General features: G+C 71.2%; 17 protein-coding genes. 12 read left to right on the top strand and 5 right to left on the bottom strand.

Translation table 11 applies throughout. The features are described 5' to 3' along the window. Positions 1-43: 43 nt before the first annotated feature. The 9 genes from ACFVH0_RS05655 (at position 44) to ACFVH0_RS05615 (ending at position 13,213) form a co-directional block, all read left to right on the top strand. A complete protein-coding gene (locus tag ACFVH0_RS05655; RefSeq protein ID WP_385818311.1) occupies positions 44-1,696 on the top strand; it encodes a PQQ-binding-like beta-propeller repeat protein in 1,653 nt (550 codons plus the stop codon). A gap of 185 nt (positions 1,697-1,881) precedes the next feature. Continuing rightward, complete coding sequence (locus tag ACFVH0_RS05650) at positions 1,882-3,648, top strand: PQQ-binding-like beta-propeller repeat protein (protein WP_385818188.1); 1,767 nt, start codon at positions 1,882-1,884, stop codon at positions 3,646-3,648. 245 nt (positions 3,649-3,893) lie between these two features. Further along, the gene (locus ACFVH0_RS05645) at positions 3,894-5,669 is read left to right on the top strand and encodes a PQQ-binding-like beta-propeller repeat protein (protein ID WP_385818187.1); all 1,776 of its coding nucleotides are present in this window, start codon (positions 3,894-3,896) and stop codon (positions 5,667-5,669) included. Between the two features lie 133 nt (positions 5,670-5,802). Continuing rightward, the gene (locus tag ACFVH0_RS05640) at positions 5,803-7,719 is read left to right on the top strand and encodes a PQQ-binding-like beta-propeller repeat protein (RefSeq protein WP_385818186.1); all 1,917 of its coding nucleotides are present in this window, start codon (positions 5,803-5,805) and stop codon (positions 7,717-7,719) included. Positions 7,720-8,012: 293 nt separating this feature from the next. Continuing rightward, complete coding sequence (locus ACFVH0_RS05635) at positions 8,013-8,717, top strand: response regulator transcription factor (protein ID WP_385818185.1); 705 nt, start codon at positions 8,013-8,015, stop codon at positions 8,715-8,717. A 152-nt stretch (positions 8,718-8,869) separates the two neighbouring features. Then, positions 8,870-9,913, top strand: a complete 1,044-nt coding sequence (galT, locus tag ACFVH0_RS05630) for a galactose-1-phosphate uridylyltransferase (protein WP_385818184.1) — start codon at positions 8,870-8,872, stop codon at positions 9,911-9,913. Continuing rightward, the gene (gene galE / locus ACFVH0_RS05625; RefSeq protein WP_385818183.1) at positions 9,910-10,890 is read left to right on the top strand and encodes a UDP-glucose 4-epimerase GalE; all 981 of its coding nucleotides are present in this window, start codon (positions 9,910-9,912) and stop codon (positions 10,888-10,890) included. Before galT ends, galE begins: the two co-directional genes overlap by 4 nt. Then, positions 10,887-12,074, top strand: coding sequence for a galactokinase (galK, locus tag ACFVH0_RS05620; RefSeq protein ID WP_385818182.1), 1,188 nt, complete (start codon positions 10,887-10,889; stop codon positions 12,072-12,074). The genes galE and galK overlap by 4 nt, the downstream gene beginning before the upstream one ends. A gap of 338 nt (positions 12,075-12,412) precedes the next feature. Further along, positions 12,413-13,213: a LuxR C-terminal-related transcriptional regulator gene (locus ACFVH0_RS05615; protein WP_385818181.1), complete on the top strand. Its 801-nt coding sequence runs from the start codon at positions 12,413-12,415 to the stop codon at positions 13,211-13,213. On the opposite strand, the gene ACFVH0_RS05610 is transcribed toward ACFVH0_RS05615, so the two are convergent. Next, the gene (locus ACFVH0_RS05610) at positions 13,172-13,669 is read right to left on the bottom strand and encodes a MarR family winged helix-turn-helix transcriptional regulator (protein WP_072487439.1); all 498 of its coding nucleotides are present in this window, start codon (positions 13,667-13,669) and stop codon (positions 13,172-13,174) included. The two genes, ACFVH0_RS05615 and ACFVH0_RS05610, sit on opposite strands and share 42 nt — an antisense overlap. A gap of 88 nt (positions 13,670-13,757) precedes the next feature. Here ACFVH0_RS05610 and ACFVH0_RS05605 point away from each other — a divergent pair, with 88 nt between their 5' ends. Together ACFVH0_RS05605 and ACFVH0_RS05600 are read left to right on the top strand one after the other, a co-directional pair. Then, a complete protein-coding gene (locus tag ACFVH0_RS05605) occupies positions 13,758-14,555 on the top strand; it encodes a trans-aconitate 2-methyltransferase (RefSeq protein WP_385818180.1) in 798 nt (265 codons plus the stop codon). After that, positions 14,555-14,917 carry a VOC family protein gene (locus ACFVH0_RS05600; protein ID WP_385818179.1) on the top strand — a complete coding sequence of 121 codons (363 nt, stop codon included), beginning with the start codon at positions 14,555-14,557 and terminating at the stop codon, positions 14,915-14,917. Before ACFVH0_RS05605 ends, ACFVH0_RS05600 begins: the two co-directional genes overlap by 1 nt. A gap of 15 nt (positions 14,918-14,932) precedes the next feature. Here the strand turns inward: ACFVH0_RS05600 and ACFVH0_RS05595 are convergent, their stop codons facing one another. Both ACFVH0_RS05595 and ACFVH0_RS05590 read right to left on the bottom strand, forming a co-directional pair. After that, the gene (locus tag ACFVH0_RS05595) at positions 14,933-15,622 is read right to left on the bottom strand and encodes a TetR family transcriptional regulator (protein ID WP_385818178.1); all 690 of its coding nucleotides are present in this window, start codon (positions 15,620-15,622) and stop codon (positions 14,933-14,935) included. Beyond that, positions 15,619-16,620 carry an acyl-CoA desaturase gene (locus tag ACFVH0_RS05590; protein ID WP_385818177.1) on the bottom strand — a complete coding sequence of 334 codons (1,002 nt, stop codon included), beginning with the start codon at positions 16,618-16,620 and terminating at the stop codon, positions 15,619-15,621. Before ACFVH0_RS05590 ends, ACFVH0_RS05595 begins: the two co-directional genes overlap by 4 nt. A 288-nt stretch (positions 16,621-16,908) precedes the next feature. Here ACFVH0_RS05590 and ppc point away from each other — a divergent pair, with 288 nt between their 5' ends. Continuing rightward, positions 16,909-19,638, top strand: coding sequence for a phosphoenolpyruvate carboxylase (gene ppc / locus ACFVH0_RS05585; protein ID WP_385818176.1), 2,730 nt, complete (start codon positions 16,909-16,911; stop codon positions 19,636-19,638). Between the two features lie 30 nt (positions 19,639-19,668). On the opposite strand, the gene ACFVH0_RS05580 is transcribed toward ppc, so the two are convergent. Together ACFVH0_RS05580 and pth are read right to left on the bottom strand one after the other, a co-directional pair. Further along, entirely contained in the window at positions 19,669-20,139 is a 471-nt protein-coding gene (locus ACFVH0_RS05580) for a hypothetical protein (protein WP_385818175.1), read from the bottom strand. 110 nt (positions 20,140-20,249) lie between these two features. Next, complete coding sequence (gene pth, locus ACFVH0_RS05575) at positions 20,250-20,843, bottom strand: aminoacyl-tRNA hydrolase (RefSeq protein ID WP_259933959.1); 594 nt, start codon at positions 20,841-20,843, stop codon at positions 20,250-20,252. Between the last annotated feature and the right edge of the window lie 23 nt (positions 20,844-20,866).

Genomic DNA, 20,866 nt, shown 5'->3' with positions numbered 1-20,866 from the left:
CGGCGCAGCAGCCGGAACGGTCCGCACGAAGGGGGACGTGCTGATGACCCAGCCGCCCGGCCAGCAACCGCCGCAGGGAGGCTTCGGGGCTCCGTACGAACCACAGCCCGGCCAGTACGGGCAGCCCCCGCAGCCGTACGGTCAGCCTCCGCAGCCGTACGGCCCGCAGACGCCGGGGAGTTACGGCGGTCCCGGGTACGGCTGGCCGCAACCGCAACCGCAACCGCAGCCCCCCGGCGGGCCCGGTCGGGACGGGCGTTCCAAGCGGAAGCCCGCGGTCGTGGTCGCCGCCGGGCTCGCGGTCTGCCTGATCGTGGGCGGCGGCGTCCGGCTCGCCACGAGCGGCGGCGACGGAGAGAAGAAGCCGGTCGCCCAGCACAGCACCACCGGGCCGCCGAGCCCCCCGCACCCCACCGATGACGGCAAGGGGAAGGCGGTCGTGGACCACGACACCGCCGAGAAGCTCAACGCCGGGCGCAAGTCCGGCGAGGCGAAGGTTCTCTGGATTCAGAAGAACGGCGTCGACCTGCCCCGCAACGGCGCCGACGCATACGGTCCCTGGATCGTCGGCGACACCGTGGTCAAGGCCATGTACCGGACGGTGTCCGGCTATTCGGTCATGGACGGCACGCGGAAGTGGAGCCTGCGTCTGCCGGCCGACGTCTGCGCCGCCCCCACGCAGGCGACCGCCGACGGCAAGATCGTGATCGGGATCGAGAACAGCACCGCGAGCGACGCGCCCTGCGAGAGCCTCCAGATGATCGACCTCGCCACCGGCAAGGCGGGCTGGCGCAAGTCGTACGAGCGGCCCGGTGCCTGGGACGGGCTCTCCGATGTGGCGATGGCGATCAACGGAGACGTTCTGACCGTGGGGCGGACCAGCCGGACGGACGCCTTCCGGGTCCGTGACGGCAAGGCGCTGTGGGGCAGACTGCCGGGCAACTGCCAGCCGTTCGGCTTTGTGAGCGGCCCCGTCCCGATCGCGGCCACCAGCTGCCAGACCGAGGCCGACGACCATGCCGAGCAGCAGGTGCAGCGGATCGACCCGGCCACCGGCAAGGTCCGGTGGACGTACAAGGTCAAGAAGGGCTGGCAGGTCGACCAGTTCTACTCGGTCAGCCCACTGGTCGTCTCCATCAGGAAAGGGGAGAAGAACTGGGCCATCGCGGTGCTCAACGCCGATGGCACGTACCGGTCCCAGCTGATCGGTGGCACCGACGACTACGCGACGCAGTGCGGCGGCGACGTGCTCACCCGGGGCCAGAACGTCGACAACTGTCTGGGGGTCGCGGCCGACGCGGACACCTTCTACATGGCCACGAAGCCCGAGTTCGTCGGTTCCGACATGACCAACGCGGTCGTTGCCTTCGATCTGGGCACCGGCAAGTCCAAGTGGAAGGTCCCGGCGCCTGCCGGGCAGACCCTGATGCCGATGCGGGTGGAGGGCGGCAAGGTGCTGGTCTACATGGACGCGACCAAGGGCAAGGGCGGCGGCATCATGTCGCTCGCCCCGACGGGCGGCACCCTCCGGCCGGTCCTGCGGCATCCGGCGTCGGCGGCCGAGGTGGAGCGGGGCTTCTCCCTGCCCCGGGTCGCGTACGTGAACGGGCGCTCCCTGCTCATGCACGCCTTCGTCAGCGGGGTCACCGACGAGGAGGAGATCGCGATGAAGACCATGATCTCTTTCGGCGACTGACCGACCCGGTGGCCGAAAAGACGCGGGTGGTACAAAGAAGCCCCGCTCGACAGCCGTAACACCGCGGGATCCATGCCTGATTCGCTCCTTTCCGGGGAGTCCAGGGGGGTTCTGCCCCGTGGTGTTCCGCGGAATCGCGGGGGAGAACGGACCGGGCACCGGACCGCACGAAGGGGGACGTGCTGATGACCCAGCCGCCCGGCCAGCAACCGCCGCAGGGAGGCTTCGGGGCTCCGTACGAACCACAGCCCGGTTCGTACGGGTCACCGGCCCAGCCGCCTACGCAGCCATCGGGCCAGGCCGCCGGCCCGTACGGCACCCGGCCGCCCGGTCCGTACGGGCCGCCCACCCAGCCGTCCGGGCCCTACGGGCCGCCGCCCGTCCAGCCAGGTCCGTACAACGCGCCCACGCAGCCGGGGCTTTACGACGCACCGACGCAGCCCGGCCCGTACGGCGTGCCGTCGCCACCGCAGTCCGGTGGCCCCGGGGGCGGCAGTGGTGGCGGGTTCTTCCGGGGCAGGCGAGGGGCGGTCATCGGTGCCGCGCTCGCCGTGGTGCTGCTGGCGGGCGGTGGTGTCTGGCTGGCGACGAGCGGGAGCGACGAGAAGGAGCCCACGGCGAAGTCGAGCACCGCCCCCGCGCCGGGCCCCACTTCCACCGGAAAGGGCAAGGGCGACGAGAAGGACCCCGGGCCGAGCGACCTGCGCGGGGAGGCCGACGGGATCAACGCCAAGCGCAAACCGGGCGAGGCGAAGGTCCGCTGGCTCCAGGAGGGCGGCGTCGACCTGCCCAGCAACGGTGAGAGCGTGTACGGCCCCTGGTTCGCCGGCGACACCGTCGTCAAGGCGATGTTCCACACCGTCTCCGGCTATTCGGTCTCCGACGGCAGCGAGAAGTGGAGCCTCCGCATGCCGGGCAAGCTGTGCGGGGCCCCCTCGCAGGCCACCTCCGACGGCAGGATCGTCTTCGGGGTGGAGAGCGGCAGCGGCAGCGCGGCGGAGTGCAACGGACTCCAGATGGTCGACCTCACGACCGGTAAGGCCGGCTGGTACAAGAAGTACGAGCGGCAGGGCGCCTGGGACCTGCTCTCCTACCCGGCGATGGCGATCAACGGCGACACCGTGACCGTCGGGCGCAAGACCAGGACGGACGCCTTCCGGGTCAGCGACGGCAAGGTGCTCTTCGGGAAACTGCCGGGCAACTGCCAGCCGTTCGGCTTCGCGAGCGGACCGCTGGGGATAGCCGCGGCCAGCTGCCAGACGGCGGCCGACGACCACAAGGAACAGCTGGTGGAGCGGATCGACCCGGCCAGCGGGAAGGTCCTGTGGAAGTACCGGGTCAAGAAGGGCTGGGAGATCTCGCAGTTCTACTCGGTCAGCCCGCTGGTCGTCTCCCTGAAGAAGGGAGACAACTGGGCCATCGTCATGCTCAACGCGGACGGCACCTACCGCTCCCAGCTGGTCGGCGGCACCGAGAACTACCGGGTGGAGTGCGACACCGATCTCATCACCGGCGGCGGGAACCTCGACAACTGCCTCGGAGTGGCGGCCGACGACCGGACGGTCTATCTGGCGACCAAGCCCGAGGAGTCCGATGCCACCCCCACCAACAAGGTCGCCGCCTTCGACGTGAGCACCGGCCGGACCAAATGGAAGGCCGAGGCCCCGGCCGGGCAGACCATGATGCCGATGCGGGTGGAGGACGGCCGGCTGCTGGTGTTCGTGGAGTCGTCGATGAACAAGGCCGGCGCCATCGCGTCGCTGCCGCCGACCGGTGGCACACCGCGGCCGCTGCTGCGGCACCCGGACGCGGGGGTGCGGACCGAGCGCACGCTCTTCCAGCCCCGGGTCGCCTATGTGAACGGCCGTTCCCTCCTGATGAGTACGAGCATCAGCGGGGTCGAGGACGGCGACGAGCAGCGGGCCAAGTCGATGGAGATGTTCGGCAACTGACGGACACCGAGGCGTAACGGAGGCATCACGGGGCGGTTCTCCCTTGGGAACAGGGGGTGGACCGCCCCGGTGCGCGGGGTCTTGCGGGTGGTACAAAGAAGCCCCGCTCGACTGACGTAACACTGCGGGATCCATGCCTGATTCGCTCCTTTCCGGGAATTTCAGGGGGTTCTGCCCCGTGGTGTTCCGCGGAATCGCGGGGGAGAACGGACCGGGCACCGGACCGCACGAAGGGGGACGTGCTGATGACCCAGCCGCCCAGCCAGCAACCGCCGCAGGGAGGCTTCGGCGCGCCGCAGGAGCCGCCGCCGGGTAGTCCTCAGCCGCCCCAGGGCCCGCCGCAGACCCCGCCACCCGCCCAGCCGGGCTACGGCTATCCGCAGGCACCCGGCCAGCCGCCGGGCCAGGCCCCCGGCTACGGCTACCCGCAGCAGCCGGGCCAGCAGCCGGGTCCGTACGCCCAGCAGCCCGGCCCCTACGGCCAGCAGCCGGGTCCGTACGGCCAGCAGCAGCCCGGTTACGGCTACCCGCAGCAGCAGTACCCCGGCGCGCCCACCCCGAGCGGTCCCGGCGGCGGTCCCTCCAAGCGCAAGCCCGCGATCATCATCGGTGCCGCGGCCGTCGCGCTCCTGGTGATCGGCGGCGGCATCTTCGTCGCCACGAGCGGGGGCGACGACGACAAGAAGCCCATCGCGAAGGAGAGCGGGGACGCGAAGCCGAGCAGTTCGCCCTCCATCAACGAGGGCAACGGAAACGGTGACGGCAACGGCGGCGACGCCGACGAGGACCTCAACGCCGGGCGCAAGGCCGGTGAGGCGAAGGTCCTCTGGCTCCAGAAGAACGACATCGACCTGCCGCGCAACGGCTCGGACGTCTACGGCCCCTGGGTGTCCGGCGACACCATCGTCAGGGGCATGTACCGCTCGGTCTCCGGCTACTCGGTGGCCGACGGCAAGCAGAAGTGGACCCTCAAGCTGCCCGCCGACCTGTGCGCGGCGCCCTCGCAGCCCACGGCCGACGGCAAGATCGTCATCGGGGTCAAGAACGGCACCACCGACAAGGCGGACTGCGCCGACCTCCAGATGATCGACCTCGCCACCGGCAAGGCCGGGTGGAAGAAGGCGGTCAAGCAGAACGGCACCTGGGACTTCCTGTCGGACATCTCGCTGGCCATCAGCGGCGACACCGTGACGGTCGGACGCACCGGAAACTCCAACGCCTACCGGGTCAGTGACGGCAAGGAACTGTTCGGCAAGCCGTCGGGCATCTGCCAGCCGTTCGCCTTCGCCGGCGGGGCCAAGCTGATCGCCGCCTCCAGCTGCCGCACCGACAACACCGACAACCCGCAGCACCAGATACAGGAGCTCGACCCGAACACGGGGAAGCCCAGGTGGACCTACCGGCCCAAGCGCGGCTGGGAGATCGACCGGGTCTACTCGGTCAGCCCGCTGGTGGTCTCCCTGAAGAAGGACAAGGAGTGGAGCATCCTCGCGCTGAAGGAGAACGGCTCCCTCCGCACCGGCATCACCAGCGACAAGGGCGACAAGTTCGCACCGGACTGCGGCAGCAGCTTCGCCATCTTCGGCAAGTCCCTCGACGGCTGCACCGGAGTCGCCGCCGACGCCAACACCTTCTACATGGCGACCGCGCCGGACTCCAGCGGCACCGCCCGCACGAACAAGGTCGTGGCGTTCAACCTGAACACCGGAAGGACCAAGTGGAAGGCCGCCGCCCCGGCCGACCGCACCGTGAAGCCGCTGCGCATGGAGAGCGGCAACGTGCTGCTCTACGTGGAGCCCGGCTACCAGAAGGGCGGCGGCATCGCCACCCTCGCACCGACCGGCGGCACCCCCCGGATGCTGCTGCAGCACCCCGCGTCGACGGCCGAGATCGAGAACGACTTCTACAACTCGAAGATCCTCTACGCGGGCGGCCGTTCGTTCATCGCGAGCGGCCGGGTCAGCGCCAGGAACGACAAGGAAGAGCTGGAGACGAAGACCATGATGGCCTTCGGCAACTGACGGCTCACGAGGCCCCTCGACGGCACCATTCGTCCGTCGGAGCCCCACGGCTCATGACCGGCGGCGGCCGGCACACCACCGACCGCCGCCGGACCCGTCCCACCGACTCCCTTTCCCCAGAGGTACGTACGCCATGACGCAGCCCCCCCAGCCGCCCAACGATCCGCCCCAGGGCGGATTCGGTGCCCCGCAGGACCCCCCGCCGGGTGGGTTCGGTGCTCCGCAGGACCCACCGCCCGGTGGGTTCGGCGCGCCGCCCGCCGACCCCTTCGGCAAGCAGCAGGCCACCCCGCCCCCGGGCGGGTTCGGTGCCCCGACCCCGCCGCCCGCGGACACCCCGCCGCCCACCGGTGCCCCGCAGCAGCCGGGCCCCGGCTACGGCTACCCGCAGGCCCAGCCCGGTTACGGCTATCCGCAGGCCCAGCCCCCGCAGCCCGGCTACGGCTACCCGCAGGCGCCGGTGCCCGGCCAGCCGCAGCAGGGTTACGGATTCCCGCAGGGCATGCCGCCCGGCCAGCCGCCGCAGCAGGGGTACGGCTACCAGACCACCCCGATGCAGCAGCCGCAGCCGCCCCAGCAGGACGGGAACGGCGGCAAGAAGTTCAGCACCCAGATGCAGATCATCGTCGCCGCCTCGGTGGCCGTGGTGCTGATCGTGGCCGGCGGCATCTGGTACTCCTCCGGCGGTGACGACGGCAAGAAGGACAAGGCGTCCCAGTCCAGCGGCGGCACCACCGAGGGCAAGGGCGGCCAGGGCGGCAACGCCGTCGACGGCGCCGGCAAGGAGAAGGCCCCCGCGGACCCCAAGTCCAAGGTCGCCTTCCAGCTGCCGCTGCCCAAGGTCACCGACGTCACCAAGGTCGACGGCTCCTGGCTGACCGACAAGGCGTACGTGAAGACCGGTCTGAACGAGATCGTCGCCTACGACCCGGCCAAGGGCACCAAGCTCTGGTCGATCCCGCTGGCGGGCCAGGTCTGCGCCGCGTCCCGGCACATGTCCAAGGACTTCAAGACCGCGATCGCCTTCGAGCAGAGCAAGCCGACCAAGGCGACCAAGTACCCGCCGTGCAACCAGGTCGGCGCGCTCGACCTGAGCACCGGCAAGCTGATGTGGAGCAAGTCGGTGACCGCCGCCACCAGCGGTGACGCGGCGGTCAGGTTCGACGAGGTCACGCTCAGCGGCACCACGGTCGCCGCGGGCGGAACCGAGGGCGGCGCCGCCTTCGACCTCAACACCGGCGCCGAGCGCTGGAAGCCCAAGGCCACCACCGACGGCTGCTACGACAAGGGGTACGGCGGCGGCGAAGCGCTCGCGGTGGTCCGCAAGTGCGGTACGTACGACGACCCGCAGCTCGTCGTCCAGGCGCTGAACCCCACCACCGGGGCCCCGATCTCCTCGTACAAGATGCCGCCCGGTGTCGACTACGCGAGCATCGTCTCCACCAAGCCGCTGGTCGTCGCGGCCGATGTCGGCGACACCGCCGGTGACGGCAGCGGCATCTCGGACTTCTTCTCGATCGACGCCTCCACCGGCAAGCTGCTCACCCGGATCGCGGCGGACGGCGAGAAGTACGCGGCGCGCTGCGCCTCCACCGAGGTCGAGAGCTGCAGTCAGCTGGCCGTCGGCAACAACCGCATCTACGTGCCGACCGAGGACCACGAGGGCACCGGCGAGTACGGCGACACCAACGAGATCGTCTCCTTCGACCTCACCACCGGCAAGCCGACCAGCGACAAGGCCGACGCGGGCGACCGCTACACGATGTTCCCGATCCGCATGGACGGCGGCAACATCATCGCCTACCGGGTTCCCCCGTACGACAAGGGCGGCCAGGTCGTCTCCATCGACGGCGCCACGTTCAAGCAGACGGTGCTGATGGAGAACCCGAGCGACGAGTCGATCCGGGACGCGGAGACCAGCTTCACGCCGGACTACTCCGAGTTCCGCTACAGCGACGGGCACCTGTACCTGTCCAGCACCATGGTCAGCAAGCCGAGTGGCTCGCTGGACGCGAGCCGCCGACTGGTGGTCAGCTTCAGCAGGCCGTAACAGCAGGCCGCACGCGCGCGCGGGGGTGGTGTCCGGGTAACGGGCACCACCCCCGCGCACGTTCGGGGCCGGGCGCACGGGGGCCTCGGGAAGTGATCCGTAACGGTCGGCGGGCCGATCACAACGGCGACCAGTCGGACATGGCACACCATCAACCGGTCCCGAACGCACGTCGATCCGGTGTTCCGGCTCCTTTTGGCCGGTAAGGCGCCCGCGGCGTCGAACAAGCGTGTAGCTTGCCGGGTCAGGAAGGCCGGGGGGCCCGGTGTGGCGGTGCAACGGGGGTGTGCTCGATGGGCGTGCGGCTCATGGTGGTCGATGATCACAGACTGCTCGCCGAGGCGCTCGCCTCGGCGCTGAAACTGCGGGGCCACCGGGTCCTCGCGGCGGCCGCACCGACGTCGGGGGCGGCGGAGCTGGTGGTCAGCAGGGCCCCGGACGTCTGCCTGTTCGGCACCGCGGCCCCGGCCGAACCCGGCGCCTTCGACCCGATCGTACGGATCCGGCGCGAGCGCCCGCAGGTGGCCGTCGTGGTGCTCGGACCGGTGCCCAGCCCGCGCGGGATCGCGGCGGCCTTCGCGGCGGGGGCCGCGGGATACGTCCGCCACGACGAGCGCATGGAGGGCGTCGAACGGGCGATGGTCAAGGCGCGCGCCGGGGAGGCGGCGGTGGCGCCGCAGCTCCTTCAGGGCGCCTTCGCCGAACTGCTCAATCCCGCCGCGGCGCCGGACGACGAGGGGCAGCGGCTGCTCCAACTGCTCACCCCGCGCGAGGTCGAGGTCCTGGTGCGGGTCGCCGAGGGTGAGGACACCCGGCTGATCGCGGCCGGGATGCGGATCGCGCCGAGCACCGCGCGCACGCATGTGCAGCGGGTGCTGATGAAGCTGGGCGTCGGCTCCCGGCTGGAGGCCGCGGCACTCGCGGCCCGCACGGGACTGCTGGACCACGCGGCACCGGCCGGGCGGCCGGAACTGCCCGGGCAGCAGCGGAAGCACTGAGCCGCGGCTCGTTCCCGCGGACACGACGAACACCACGCACCGGGCCGGGCCCGGGCCCGGCCCTGCCGTGCCCGGCCGCCGGGCATGGGCCACTCATTGACGTCATTGTTGACTTGTGGTTCATTGTGTTCGGTTATGTTTGGAGGAACCTGGTGAAGAAGACGGTTACGACGCTCGCCGACGGCCGGGAGCTGCTCTACTACGACAGCCGCGACGACATCGTCCGCGACGCCGTCGACCGGCGCCCCCTCGACCCGGTCTCGACCTCGTCGGAGATCCGTCGTGACCCGTTCCTCGGCGACAGCGTCGCCATCGCCTCGCACCGCCAGGGCCGCATCTACCACCCGCCGGCCGACGAGTGCCCGCTCTGCCCCTCGCGGGACGGCCGGCAGAGCGAGATTCCCGAGGCCGACTACGACGTCGCCGTCTTCGAGAACCGCTTCCCCTCGCTCGCCGGTGACTCCGGCCGCTGCGAGGTCGTCTGCTTCACCTCCGACCACGACGCGTCGTTCGCCGACCTCACCGAGGAGCAGGCCGCCCTGGTCCTTTCGGCCTGGACCGACCGCACCGCCGAGCTCGCCGAACTCCCGCAGGTCAAGCAGGTGTTCTGCTTCGAGAACCGGGGCGCCGAGATCGGCGTCACGCTCGGCCACCCGCACGGGCAGATCTACGCGTACCCCTTCGTCACCCCGCGCACCGAGCTGATGTTCCGCTCGATGGCCGACCACCGCGCCGAGACCGGCGGCAACCTCTTCGACGACGTGGTGGCCCGCGAGGAGAAGGACGGCTCCCGGATCGTCATCGACGCCGAGCACTGGGTCGCCTTCGTCCCGTACGCCGCCCACTGGCCGTACGAGGTCCATCTGCACCCGCGCCGCCGCGTCCCCGACCTGCGGGAGCTCGACGAGGCCGCGCGCACGGAGTTCCCACAGGTTTATCTGGAACTCTTGAGGCGATTCGACCGGATCTTCGGCCCCGGCGAGCCGCCGACCCCGTACATCTCGGCCTGGCACCAGGCCCCGTTCGGGGTTCCCGGACGGGAGGACTTCGGGCTCCATCTGGAGCTTTTCACCATTCGACGTACCTCCGGCAAGCTGAAGTTCCTCGCGGGTTCCGAATCCGGCATGAACGTGTTCATCAACGATGTGCCGCCGGAGGCCGCGGCCCAGCGACTGCGAGAGGTAGCGAGCGAGTGAGCAAGCCCCAGAAGAAGTACCTGGTCACGGGCGGCGCGGGATACGTCGGCAGCGTGGTCGCCCAGCACCTGCTGGAGGCCGGGCACGCGGTCACCGTTCTCGACGACCTGTCGACCGGGTTCCGGGAGGGCGTCCCGGCCGGGGCCGAGTTCATCGAGGGCCGCATCCAGGACGCGGCGAAGTGGCTGGACGCCTCCTACGACGGGGTGCTGCACTTCGCCGCGTGCTCCCAGGTCGGCGAGTCCGTCGCGGACCCGGAGAAATACTGGGTGAACAACGTCGGCGGCTCCCTCGCGCTGCTCGCCGCGATGCGCGACGCCGGTGTGCGCACCCTGGTCTTCTCCTCCACCGCCGCCACCTACGGGGAACCGGCCACCACCCCCATCACCGAGTCCGACGCGACCGCGCCCACCAACCCCTACGGCGCCACCAAGCTCGCCGTCGACCACATGATCACCGGCGAGGCGACCGCGCACGGCCTGGCCGCGGTCTCGCTGCGCTACTTCAACGTGGCCGGGGCGTACGGAAGTTGCGGGGAGCGGCACGATCCCGAGTCGCACCTCATTCCGCTGGTCCTCCAGGTCGCGCTCGGCCGCCGCGAGTCGATCTCCGTGTACGGCGACGACTACCCGACCCCCGACGGCACCTGCGTCCGCGACTACATCCATGTCGCCGACCTCGCCGAGGCCCACCTGCTGGCGCTGGACGCGGCCACCGCGGGCGAGCACCTGATCTGCAACCTCGGCAACGGCAACGGCTTCTCGGTGCGCGAGGTCATCGAGACCGTCCGCGAGGTCACCGGCCACCCCGTCCCGGAGACCGCGGCCCCCCGCCGCGCCGGTGACCCCGCCGTGCTGGTCGCCTCCGCCGCCACCGCCCGGGAGCGGCTCGGCTGGACGCCGTCCCGCGCCGACCTGACCGGAATCGTCACCGACGCCTGGACGTTCGCCCGCCGAGAGGAGCCCACCGCCCCATGACCGTGAACACCGAGCCGACCGCCTCCCGGGCCGAGCTGACCGCCACCTTCACCGAGCTGTACGGTCACGCGCCCGAGGGGATCTGGGCGGCCCCCGGCCGGGTCAACCTGATCGGCGAGTACACCGACTTCAACGACGGCTTCGTGATGCCGCTCGCGCTGCCGCACACCGCACTCGCGGCGGTCGCCCGCCGCACCGACGGCGAACTGCGGCTGCACTCCACCGACGTACCCGGCGGCGTCGTCCAGCTCCGGCTCGACGAACTGGCCCCGCACCAGGGGCACGGCTGGGCGGCCTACCCCGCCGGAGTCGTCTGGGCCCTGCGCGAGGCCGGCCATCCGGTCACCGGGGCGGACATCCAGCTGACCTCCACGGTCCCCACCGGCGCCGGCCTGTCCTCCTCCGCCGCGCTGGAGGTCGTCACCGCGCTCGCCCTGAACGATCTCTTCGGACTCGGGCTCTCCGCCCCCGAGTTGGCGGTTCTCGGCCAGCGCGCCGAGAACGACTTCGTGGGCGTGCCCTGCGGGGTCATGGACCAGATGGCGTCCGCCTGCTGCACCGAGGGCCACGCACTCCACCTCGACACCCGCGATCTCACCCAGCGCCAGATCCCCTTCGACCTGGCCGCCCACGGGCTGCGGCTGCTCGTGGTCGACACCCAGGTCAAGCACGCGCTCGGCGACGGCGCGTATGCCGAGCGGCGGGCCGGCTGCGAGGCGGGCGCGGCGGCACTCGGCGTACGGACCCTGCGCGAAGTGCCGTACGACGGCCTCGGCGCGGCCCTGGGCACCCTGGCCGAGGCCGGCGTCGACGAGTCGGTGGTGCGCTACGTACGCCATGTGGTCAGCGACAACGCGCGGGTGGAGCAGGTCATCGCGCTGCTCGACGCGGGCGATGTGCGGGCCGCGGGCCCGGTCCTGAACGCCGGGCACGTCTCGCTCCGCGACGATCTGCGGGTCTCCTGCCCGGAGCTGGACCTGGTGGTGTCGGCGGCGAACGAGGCCGGGGCACTCGGCGCGCGGATGACCGGTGGCGGCTTCGGCGGCTCGGCGATCGTCCTGGTGGCCGAGGAACAGGCGGGCACCGTCGCCAAGTCGGTGCTGGAGGCGTTCGCCGCGGCGGGCCACACGGCCCCGCGGATCTTCCCGGCCGTGCCCTCGGCGGGAGCCCGCCGCCTCGTCTGAACCCCGCAGGCCCGGTCCAGGCCCCCTTTTGCCGCAGGACGGAACACGCGTTCTGTCGCAGGACGGAACACGCGCCACACCCGGGGGGCGGCCGGAGCCGGTCAGTTCTGGGAATCGCCTTCCCACCCGGCCCGTCGGCCGTACCCTGATGCACAGCACCGGTGGGGGCCGGTGCTGATTCAGGGGTACGAGACAGTCGGGTACGGCACCCGGGGCGGGCAGCAGTCGGCACACGGCGGCGGCCGTGGGACTGCGGTCCATTCACCGATCCGGGGTGCCGTACCCGTGCTGGCCGGTCCCTTCGGTGGGCCCGGGGGTGGCCCAGGAACAGACGCGGCATGGGGGTGCCTGTGGTTCGTATCCGGGTTCTCGTGGTGGACGACCACCGGATTTTCGCCGAGTCGCTCGCGGCGGCGCTCGCGGCCGAGCCCGACGTCGATGTGGCGGCGGCGGGCAGCGGTCCCGCCGCTCTGCGGTGCCTGGAGCGGGCCGCCGCCGAGGGCCGCGGTTACGACGTGATGCTGATCGACGCCGAGCTGGGCATCCTGGGCACGGCGGGGGGCCGACGGGCCCCCGTACCGGTCCCCACCGACGGGGAGAGCGCCCCGGTGGACGGCATCTCCCTGGTGGCCGGGGTCCGTTCGGGCCGGCCGTCCGTGCGCGCGGTGGTGCTCGCCGAGAAGGACGACCCGGTCCGGGCCGCGCTGGCGCTCCAGGCCGGGGCGTCGGGCTGGGTGGCCAAGGACTGCTCGCTGCAACGGCTGCTCACCGTCATCCGCGGCGTGCTGCGGGGCGAGACGCATCTGCCCCCGGCGCTGCTCACCGGCGTGCTGCGGGAGCTGACGGCGGCGCGCAAGCACCGCAGCGAGAGCGAGCAGCTGGTCGAGTCGCTGACGCCGCGCGAACGCGAGGTGCTGCGCTGCATGGTGGCGGGCCTGGGCCGCAAGGCGGTGGCCGAGCGGCTGTTCCTCTCCCCGCACACGGTCCGTACCCACATGCAGAACGTGCTGGGGAAGCTGGGCGTGCACTCCACCCTGGCCGCGGTCGCCCTGGCCCGGCGCGCGGGCGTCGGCCCGGCCGAACCGGGCCCGGCGGCCCTAGCCGGGGATGTTGTCGAACGGGGCGGTCAACTGGCGTAGCAGTCCTGCCAGTTCGCCCCGCTGCTGGGTGGAGAGCTCGCTCAGGATGGCGCGCTCCTGGGCCAGCAGACCGGCCAGTGACTGGTCGGCCTTGTCGCGGCCCTCGGCGGTGAGCCGGACGAGCACGCCGCGGCGGTCGCTGGGGTCGGGGAGGCGCTCGACGAGGTTCTTCTTGGTCAGGCGGTCGATGCGGTTGGTCATCGTGCCGGAGGTGACCAGGGTCTGGGTGAGGAGCTGGCCGGGGGAGAGCTGGTAGGGGGCGCCCGCGCGCCGCAGGGACGTCAGTACGTCGAACTCCCAGGGCTCCAGATTGTGCTCGGAGAAGGCGATCCGGCGGGCCCGGTCCAGATGGCGGGCCAGGCGGGAGACGCGGCTGAGCACCTCGAGTGGTTCCACGTCGAGGTCGGGGCGCTCGCGGCGCCATGCAGCGACCAGTCGGTCGACCTCGTCCTCCATGTGGATCAGTGTAGAGGGTCTGTCGACATGAAGTCTCTTGAATTCAAGTGTCTTGACATCAAGATATTTTCGGCGTGATCCTGGACCCATGACCGCACCCACCTGGGATCCGCAGCAGTATCTGCGCCACGCGGACCACCGAACCCGTCCCTTCCTCGACCTCCTCGCCCGCGTCCCCGAGCTCCCGGCCGCCCCCGAACCCCGGATCGCCGACCTCGGCTGCGGCGCCGGCAACGTCACCGTCCTGCTCGCCGACCGCTGGCCCCGAGCCCGCATCACCGGCTACGACAACTCCCCGCAGATGCTCGAACGGGCCCGCGCCCACGCCGGCCCCCACCTGGACTTCACCGAGGCCGACGCCACCACCTGGACCCCCGCCGAACCCCACGACCTGATCGTCTCCAACGCCCTGCTCCAGTGGGTTCCCGGCCACGCCGACCGCTTCCCCGCCTGGCTGGACGCGATCACCCCCGGCGGCACCTTCGCCTTCCAGGTCCCCGGCAACTTCGACCGGCCCAGCCACGTCCTGATGCGGGAACTCGCCGGATCCCCGCGCTGGCGCGACCGCCTGGGCGGCGAACTGCGCCACGCCGACGCGGTGCTCACCCCCACCGCCTACCTCGACGCGCTGACCGCCCCCGGCATCACGGCGGACGTCTGGGAGACCACGTACCTGCACCTGCTGCACGGCCCGGACCCGGTGCTCGACTGGGTGAAGGGCACCGGCCTGCGCCCCGTCCTGACCGCCCTGGCAGACGACCCCGGGGCCCGCGAGGCGTTCCTCACCGAATACCGCGACCTGCTGCGCACCGCCTACCCCCGGGGCCCGCACGGCACGGTCTTCCCGTTCCGCCGCATCTTCGCCGTGGCCCGCAAGGAGAAGTGATGATCGCCGCCGTCGACCACGTACAGCTCGCCGCCCCGGAGGGTTCCGAGGACGCCCTGCGCGCCTACTACGCCGACATCCTCGGCATGACGGAGATGCCCAAGCCCCCGGTACTCGCGGCCCGCGGCGGCTGCTGGTTCCAGGCGGGCCCGGTCCAGCTCCACCTGGGCATCGAGCAGGACTTCCGCCCGGCGAAGAAGGCCCACCCGGGGCTGCGCGTCACGGACATCGAGGCGTACGCGGCCCGGCTGGAGGAGCGGGGCGCCGAAGTGCGGTGGGACGGCGGCCTGCCGGGGCACCGGCGCTTCCACAGCCACGATCCGGTGGGCAACCGGCTGGAGTTCCTGGAACCGGTGGAGTGACCTGCCGGCCCCCGCTCAGCTCTTGCGGTGCCCTATCAGCCTCGGCTTCGCCTCCAGGTTCTCCAGGCCGTGCCAGGCCAGGTTCACCAGATGGGCGGCGACCTCCGACTTCTTCGGCTTGCGGGCGTTCACCCACCACTGGCCGGTCAGGGCGACCATGCCGACCAGCGCCTGCGCGTAGAGCGGGGCCAGCTTCGGGTCGAAGCCGCGGGCCTTGAACTCCAGGCCCAGGATGTCCTCCACCTGGGTGGCGATGTCGCTGATGAGAGAGGCGAAGGTGCCGGTCGACTGGGCCACGGGGGAGTCGCGGACCAGGATGCGGAAGCCGTCCGTGTACGTCTCGATGTAGTCCAGCAGGGCGAACGCGGCCTGCTCCAGGAGCTCGCGCGGGTGGCCCGCGGTCAGCGCGCTCGTGACCATGTCGAGGAGCTGGCGCATCTCGCGGTCGACCACGACGGCGTACAGGCCCTCCTTGCCGCCGAAGTGCTCGTACACGACCGGCTTGGAGACACCGGCGCGGGACGCGATCTCCTCGACCGAGGTGCCCTCGAAGCCCTTGTCGGCGAAGAGCGTACGGCCGATGTCCAACAACTGCTCGCGGCGCTCCTTGCCGGTCATCCGCACCCGACGGGTACGCCGGGTGGAAGAGGAAGGACGGTTTTTCTCGCTGCTGCTGCTGGAGTCGGTCGCCACGTCGTCAATCATGCCGCGTCGGCACGCTCGGGGTCGCGCCGGGAGCCGATCCGGCGGGACTCGATCCGGGCGGAGTCCGGCCAGCGCACATCGTGCGCCCAGCCCAGCATCTCGAACCAGCGGATCAGCCGGGCACTCGAATCGACCTGCCCCCGCATCACACCGTGCCGGGCACTCGTCGGATCGGCGTGGTGCAGGTTGTGCCAGGACTCGCCGCAGGACAGGACCGCGAGCCACCACACATTCCCGGACCGGTCGCGGGACTTGAAGGGGCGCTTGCCGACCGCGTGGCAGATCGAGTTGATCGACCAGGTGACGTGGTGCAGCAGGGCCACCCGGACCAGCGAGCCCCAGAAGAAGGCCGTCGCCGCACCCCACCACGACATCGTCACCAGACCGCCGACCAGCGGCGGCAGCGCCAGCGAAACGATCGTGAGGGTCAGGAAGTGGCGGGAGACGCCGCGCAGCGCCGGGTCCTTGATCAGATCGGGTGCGTACTTCTGCTGCGGAGTCTGCTCCTCGTCGAACATCCACCCGATGTGGGCCCACCACAGGCCCTTCATCAGGGCGGGCAGGCTCTCACCGAAACGCCACGGCGAATGGGGGTCGCCCTCGGCGTCGGAGAAGCGGTGATGCTTGCGGTGGTCGGCCACCCACCGCACCAGCGGACCCTCCACGGCCAGCGAACCCGCCACGGCCAGGGCGATGCGGAGCGGGCGCTTCGCCTTGAAGGAGCCGTGCGTGAAGTAGCGGTGGAAGCCGATCGTGATGCCGTGGCAGCCGATGAAGTACATCGCCACGAGCAGACCCAGATCGAGCCAGCTCACACCGCGGCCCCAGGCCAGCGGCACCGCCGCGACCAGCGCCACGAACGGCACCACGATGAACAGCAGCAGCGCGATCTGCTCGATCGACCGCTTGTTGTCCCCGCCGAGCGTGGCGGAGGGAAGGTCGCGACCGTCGGCCGCCGATGGCTGGGCGTCGTCGATCGCAGCGGTGCTGGTGTTCATGGGGGTTCCCCTGGGGATGAGGAGTACGACGGATAGCTCTGGCTACGCTTCCGTAACCTACGGCGACGTAAGTATGGCAGCGGGAAGGCCCACCGCACGAGAGCGCGGCGGACCGCCCATCGAGCGGAATCCCGATCGGGCCGGGAGCGGCGCCGACGGCGTGGACACCTATCCTGGTGGGGTCGGACAGCGCGGTCCGCACTCTGCTTTCCCGGGGTGGCGTCAGCACCGCTGCCTGCCGCGGCCCCGGAGACCCCCGTGCTCAACCACTGCAAGGAGCCGCACACTGTGAGCAGTGCCGACCAGACCCCTGCCGCCAGCCCCGAGCTGCGCGCCGACATCCGCCGCCTCGGCGACCTCCTCGGCGAGACCCTCGTACGCCAGGAGGGTCAGGACCTCCTCGACCTCGTCGAGCGGGTCCGCGCCCTGACCCGCACCGACGGCGAGGCCGCGGCCCAGCTTCTCGGCGAAACGGACCTGGAGACCGCCGCGCAGCTCGTGCGCGCCTTCTCCACCTACTTCCACCTCGCCAACGTCACCGAGCAGGTCCACCGCGCCCACGAGATGCGCGACCGCCGCGCCGCCGAGGGCGGCCTCCTCGCCCGGACGGCCGACCGGCTCAAGGACGCCGACCCCGACCACCTGCGCGAGACCGTCAAGAACCTCAACGTACGACCGGTCTTCACCGCGCACCCGACCGAGGCCGCCCGGCGCTCCGTGCTCAACAAGCTCCGCCGCATCGCCGCGCTCCTGGAGACCCCCGTCGTCGACGCCGACCGGCGCCGCCAGGACCTCCGCCTCGCCGAGAACATCGACCTCATCTGGCAGACCGACGAACTGCGCGTGGTCCGCCCCGAGCCGGCCGACGAGGCCCGCAACGCCATCTACTACCTCGACGAACTGCACGCCAACGCGGTCGGCGACGTACTGGAGGACCTGGCCGCCGAGCTCGAACGCGTCGGCGTCGAACTGCCCGCGGGCACCCGCCCCCTCACCTTCGGCACCTGGATCGGCGGCGACCGCGACGGCAACCCCAACGTGACGCCCGCCGTCACCTGGGAAGTGCTGATCCTCCAGCACGAGCACGGCATCACCGACGCCCTCGAACTCATCGACCACCTGCGCGGACTGCTCTCCAACTCCATCCGCTACACCGGTGCCACCGACGAGCTGCTGACCTCGCTCGAAGCCGACCTGGAACGCCTCCCCGAGATCAGCCCGCGCTACAAGCGGCTGAACGCCGAGGAGCCCTACCGGCTCAAGGCGACCTGCATCCGGCAGAAGCTCGTCAACACCCGCGAGCGCCTCGCCTCCGGCACCCCCCACCGCCCCGGCTGCGACTACCTCGGCACCGCCGAACTCATCGCCGACCTGGCACTCATCCAGACCTCACTGCGCGAGCACCGCGGCGGACTCTTCGCCGACGGCCGGATGGACCGCACCATCCGTACGCTCTCCGCCTTCGGCCTCCAGCTCGCCACCATGGACGTCCGCGAACACGCCGACGCCCACCACCACGCCCTCGGCCAGCTCTTCGACCGGCTCGGCGAGGAATCCTGGCGCTACGCCGACATGCCCCGCGACTACCGGCAGAAGCTCCTCGCCAAGGAACTCCGCTCCCGCCGCCCGCTCGCCCCGACCCCGGCCCCGCTCGACGCCGCCGGCGAGAAGACCCTCGGCGTCTTCCACACCGTCAAGGAAGCCTTCGAACGCTTCGGCCCCGAAGTCATCGAGTCCTACATCATCTCGATGTGCCAGGGCGCCGACGACGTCTTCGCCGCAGCCGTACTGGCCCGCGAAGCCGGACTGATCGACCTGCACGGCGGCTGGGCCAAGATCGGCATCGTGCCGCTCCTGGAGACCACCGACGAGCTGCGCGCCGCCGACGTCATCCTCGACGAGATGCTCGCCGACCCCTCCTACCGCCGCCTCGTCTCCCTGCGCGGAGACGTCCAGGAGGTCATGCTCGGCTACTCCGACTCCTCCAAGTTCGGCGGCATCACCACCTCCCAGTGGGAGATCCACCGCGCCCAGCGCCGGCTCCGCGACGTCGCCCACCGCTACGGCGTACGGCTGCGGCTCTTCCACGGCCGCGGCGGCACCGTCGGCCGCGGCGGCGGCCCCTCGCACGACGCGATCCTCGCCCAGCCCTGGGGCACCCTGGAGGGCGAGATCAAGGTGACCGAGCAGGGCGAGGTCATCTCCGACAAGTACCTCATCCCGGCCCTCGCCCGGGAGAACCTGGAACTGACCGTCGCGGCCACGCTCCAGGCCTCCGCGCTGCACACCGCACCCCGCCAGTCCGACGAGGCCCTGGCCCGCTGGGACGCCGCGATGGACACCGTCTCCGACGCCGCGCACGCCGCGTACCGCAAGCTGGTCGAGGACCCGGACCTGCCGACGTACTTCCTCGCCTCCACGCCGGTGGACCAGCTCGCCGACCTGCACCTGGGCTCGCGGCCCTCCCGCCGCCCCGGCTCGGGCGTCTCGCTCGACGGACTGCGGGCCATCCCGTGGGTCTTCGGCTGGACCCAGTCCCGCCAGATCGTCCCCGGCTGGTACGGCGTCGGCTCCGGGCTCAAGGCACTGCGCGAGGCCGGTCTCGACACCGTCCTGGACGAAATGCACGAGCACTGGCACTTCTTCCGGAACTTCCTCTCCAACGTCGAGATGACCCTCGCCAAGACCGACCTGCGGATCGCCCGGCACTACGTCGACACGCTCGTCCCCGACGAGCTGAAGCACGTCTTCGACGCCATCGAGGCCGAGCACGCGCTGACCGTCCAGGAAGTCCTCAAGGTCACCGGCTCCACCGAACTGCTGGGCACCAGCCCGGTGCTCCAGCAGACCTTCGCCATCCGCGACGCCTACCTGGACCCGATCTCCTACCTCCAGGTCTCGCTGCTGGCCCGCCAGCGCGAAGCCGCGGCACGCGGCGAGGAAGCCGACCCGCTGCTCGCCAGGGCCCTGCTGCTCACCGTGAACGGTGTCGCCGCGGGCCTGCGCAACACCGGCTGACAGCCCACGGGAACGCGGGCGCGGCCCCGCTCACAGCGCGATGAACGTCGCCACGAGCAGGGCCGCACCCGCGATCCCGGTACCCCAACCGGTCCGCGACAGCCGCAGACCACCACCGATCACCAGCCCCGCCAGCAACAACGCACCGCCCAGCGGCACCCAGGCATGCAGAAACCCCGGCGTCCCGGTCCGCACCACATCGTCCGTACCCGGCTTGATCACCACGGGGAACCGGTCACCCCGCCGCGCCGCGACGGACTTGTCGATCGTCACCCTGCTCCGTGCGGCGGCCTGCCCCGAGGGCGCGAACGGACCCGTGCAGACATCGGCGCCACAACCGGTCACGGTCATCGTGCCGTGCTCACGGCCCTTGGCCAGAACGATGTGGTGAGCCTCGTCCCAGGACGACAGCACACCCGCCACCAGCAGCAACAGGACGACACAGCCCATGGCGGCGTTGCGGGCGTAGACCAGGGCGCGGTTGGAGGAGCTCCGCTTCATGGGGAGCGATCCTTGGGCAGACCGGCACCACCGGTCAACTCGTGGCCGAAAATCGCCGAGGTACCGGCAGGAATGTCAGAGATGTACGAGCCGCCGCGAGCCGAGCGGCGCTAGGAGTTGTACGCGCTCTGCGCGCGCTCCAGCCCCTCCGCGAGCAGGCACTCCACCGAGTCCGCCGCCCGGTCCACCAGATACCCGAGCTCCTTGCGCTCGGCGGACGAGAAGTCCTTCAGCACGAAGTCCGCGACCTGCATCCGCCCCGGCGGCCGTCCGATCCCGAACCGGACCCGGTGATAGTCCGCCCCCATCGCCTTGGTCATCGACTTGAGCCCGTTGTGCCCGTTGTCGCCACCGCCCAGCTTCAGCCGGAGCGCCCCGTAGTCGATGTCCAGCTCGTCGTGGATCGCCACGATGTGGTCCGTCGGCACCTTGTAGAAGTCGCGCAGCGCCGTGACCGGGCCGCCCGAGAGGTTCATGTACGACATCGGCCTGGCCAGGATCACCCGGCGGTTCGCCGGCCCGGGAGGACCCATGCGGCCCTCCACCACCTGCGCCTGCGCCTTCTGCGCCCGCTTGAACTTCCCGCCGATCCGCTCGGCCAGGAGGTCGGCCACCATGAAGCCGACGTTGTGCCGGTTCGCCGCGTACTCGGGGCCGGGGTTGCCGAGGCCCACGATGAGCCAGGGGTCGGTGGCGTCGGACATCTCTCTCGGTCTCCTCGCGGGCG

It is taken from the genome of Streptomyces sp. NPDC127117, assembly GCF_042677325.1.
Classification (GTDB): domain Bacteria; phylum Actinomycetota; class Actinomycetes; order Streptomycetales; family Streptomycetaceae; genus Streptomyces.
The sequence above is the reverse complement of the archived record's forward strand: the minus strand, read 5'-3'. Positions and strand labels throughout refer to the sequence as shown.

What these genes read in the sequence shown, in the direction of transcription:
- ACFVH0_RS05590 (WP_385818177.1), bottom strand. Translation starts at nt 16,620, where the DNA reads ATGAACACCAGCACCGCTGCGATCGACGACGCCCAGCCATCGGCGGCC.
- ACFVH0_RS05640 (WP_385818186.1), top strand. Translation starts at nt 5,803, where the DNA reads ATGACGCAGCCCCCCCAGCCGCCCAACGATCCGCCCCAGGGCGGATTC.
- ACFVH0_RS05605 (WP_385818180.1), top strand. Translation starts at nt 13,758, where the DNA reads ATGACCGCACCCACCTGGGATCCGCAGCAGTATCTGCGCCACGCGGAC.
- ACFVH0_RS05580 (WP_385818175.1), bottom strand. Translation starts at nt 20,139, where the DNA reads ATGAAGCGGAGCTCCTCCAACCGCGCCCTGGTCTACGCCCGCAACGCC.
- ACFVH0_RS05600 (WP_385818179.1), top strand. Translation starts at nt 14,555, where the DNA reads ATGATCGCCGCCGTCGACCACGTACAGCTCGCCGCCCCGGAGGGTTCC.
- pth (WP_259933959.1), bottom strand. Translation starts at nt 20,843, where the DNA reads ATGTCCGACGCCACCGACCCCTGGCTCATCGTGGGCCTCGGCAACCCC.
- ACFVH0_RS05655 (WP_385818311.1), top strand. Translation starts at nt 44, where the DNA reads ATGACCCAGCCGCCCGGCCAGCAACCGCCGCAGGGAGGCTTCGGGGCT.
- ACFVH0_RS05645 (WP_385818187.1), top strand. Translation starts at nt 3,894, where the DNA reads ATGACCCAGCCGCCCAGCCAGCAACCGCCGCAGGGAGGCTTCGGCGCG.
- galK (WP_385818182.1), top strand. Translation starts at nt 10,887, where the DNA reads ATGACCGTGAACACCGAGCCGACCGCCTCCCGGGCCGAGCTGACCGCC.
- ACFVH0_RS05610 (WP_072487439.1), bottom strand. Translation starts at nt 13,669, where the DNA reads ATGGAGGACGAGGTCGACCGACTGGTCGCTGCATGGCGCCGCGAGCGC.
- ACFVH0_RS05595 (WP_385818178.1), bottom strand. Translation starts at nt 15,622, where the DNA reads ATGATTGACGACGTGGCGACCGACTCCAGCAGCAGCAGCGAGAAAAAC.
- ACFVH0_RS05615 (WP_385818181.1), top strand. Translation starts at nt 12,413, where the DNA reads ATGGGGGTGCCTGTGGTTCGTATCCGGGTTCTCGTGGTGGACGACCAC.
- ACFVH0_RS05635 (WP_385818185.1), top strand. Translation starts at nt 8,013, where the DNA reads ATGGGCGTGCGGCTCATGGTGGTCGATGATCACAGACTGCTCGCCGAG.
- ACFVH0_RS05650 (WP_385818188.1), top strand. Translation starts at nt 1,882, where the DNA reads ATGACCCAGCCGCCCGGCCAGCAACCGCCGCAGGGAGGCTTCGGGGCT.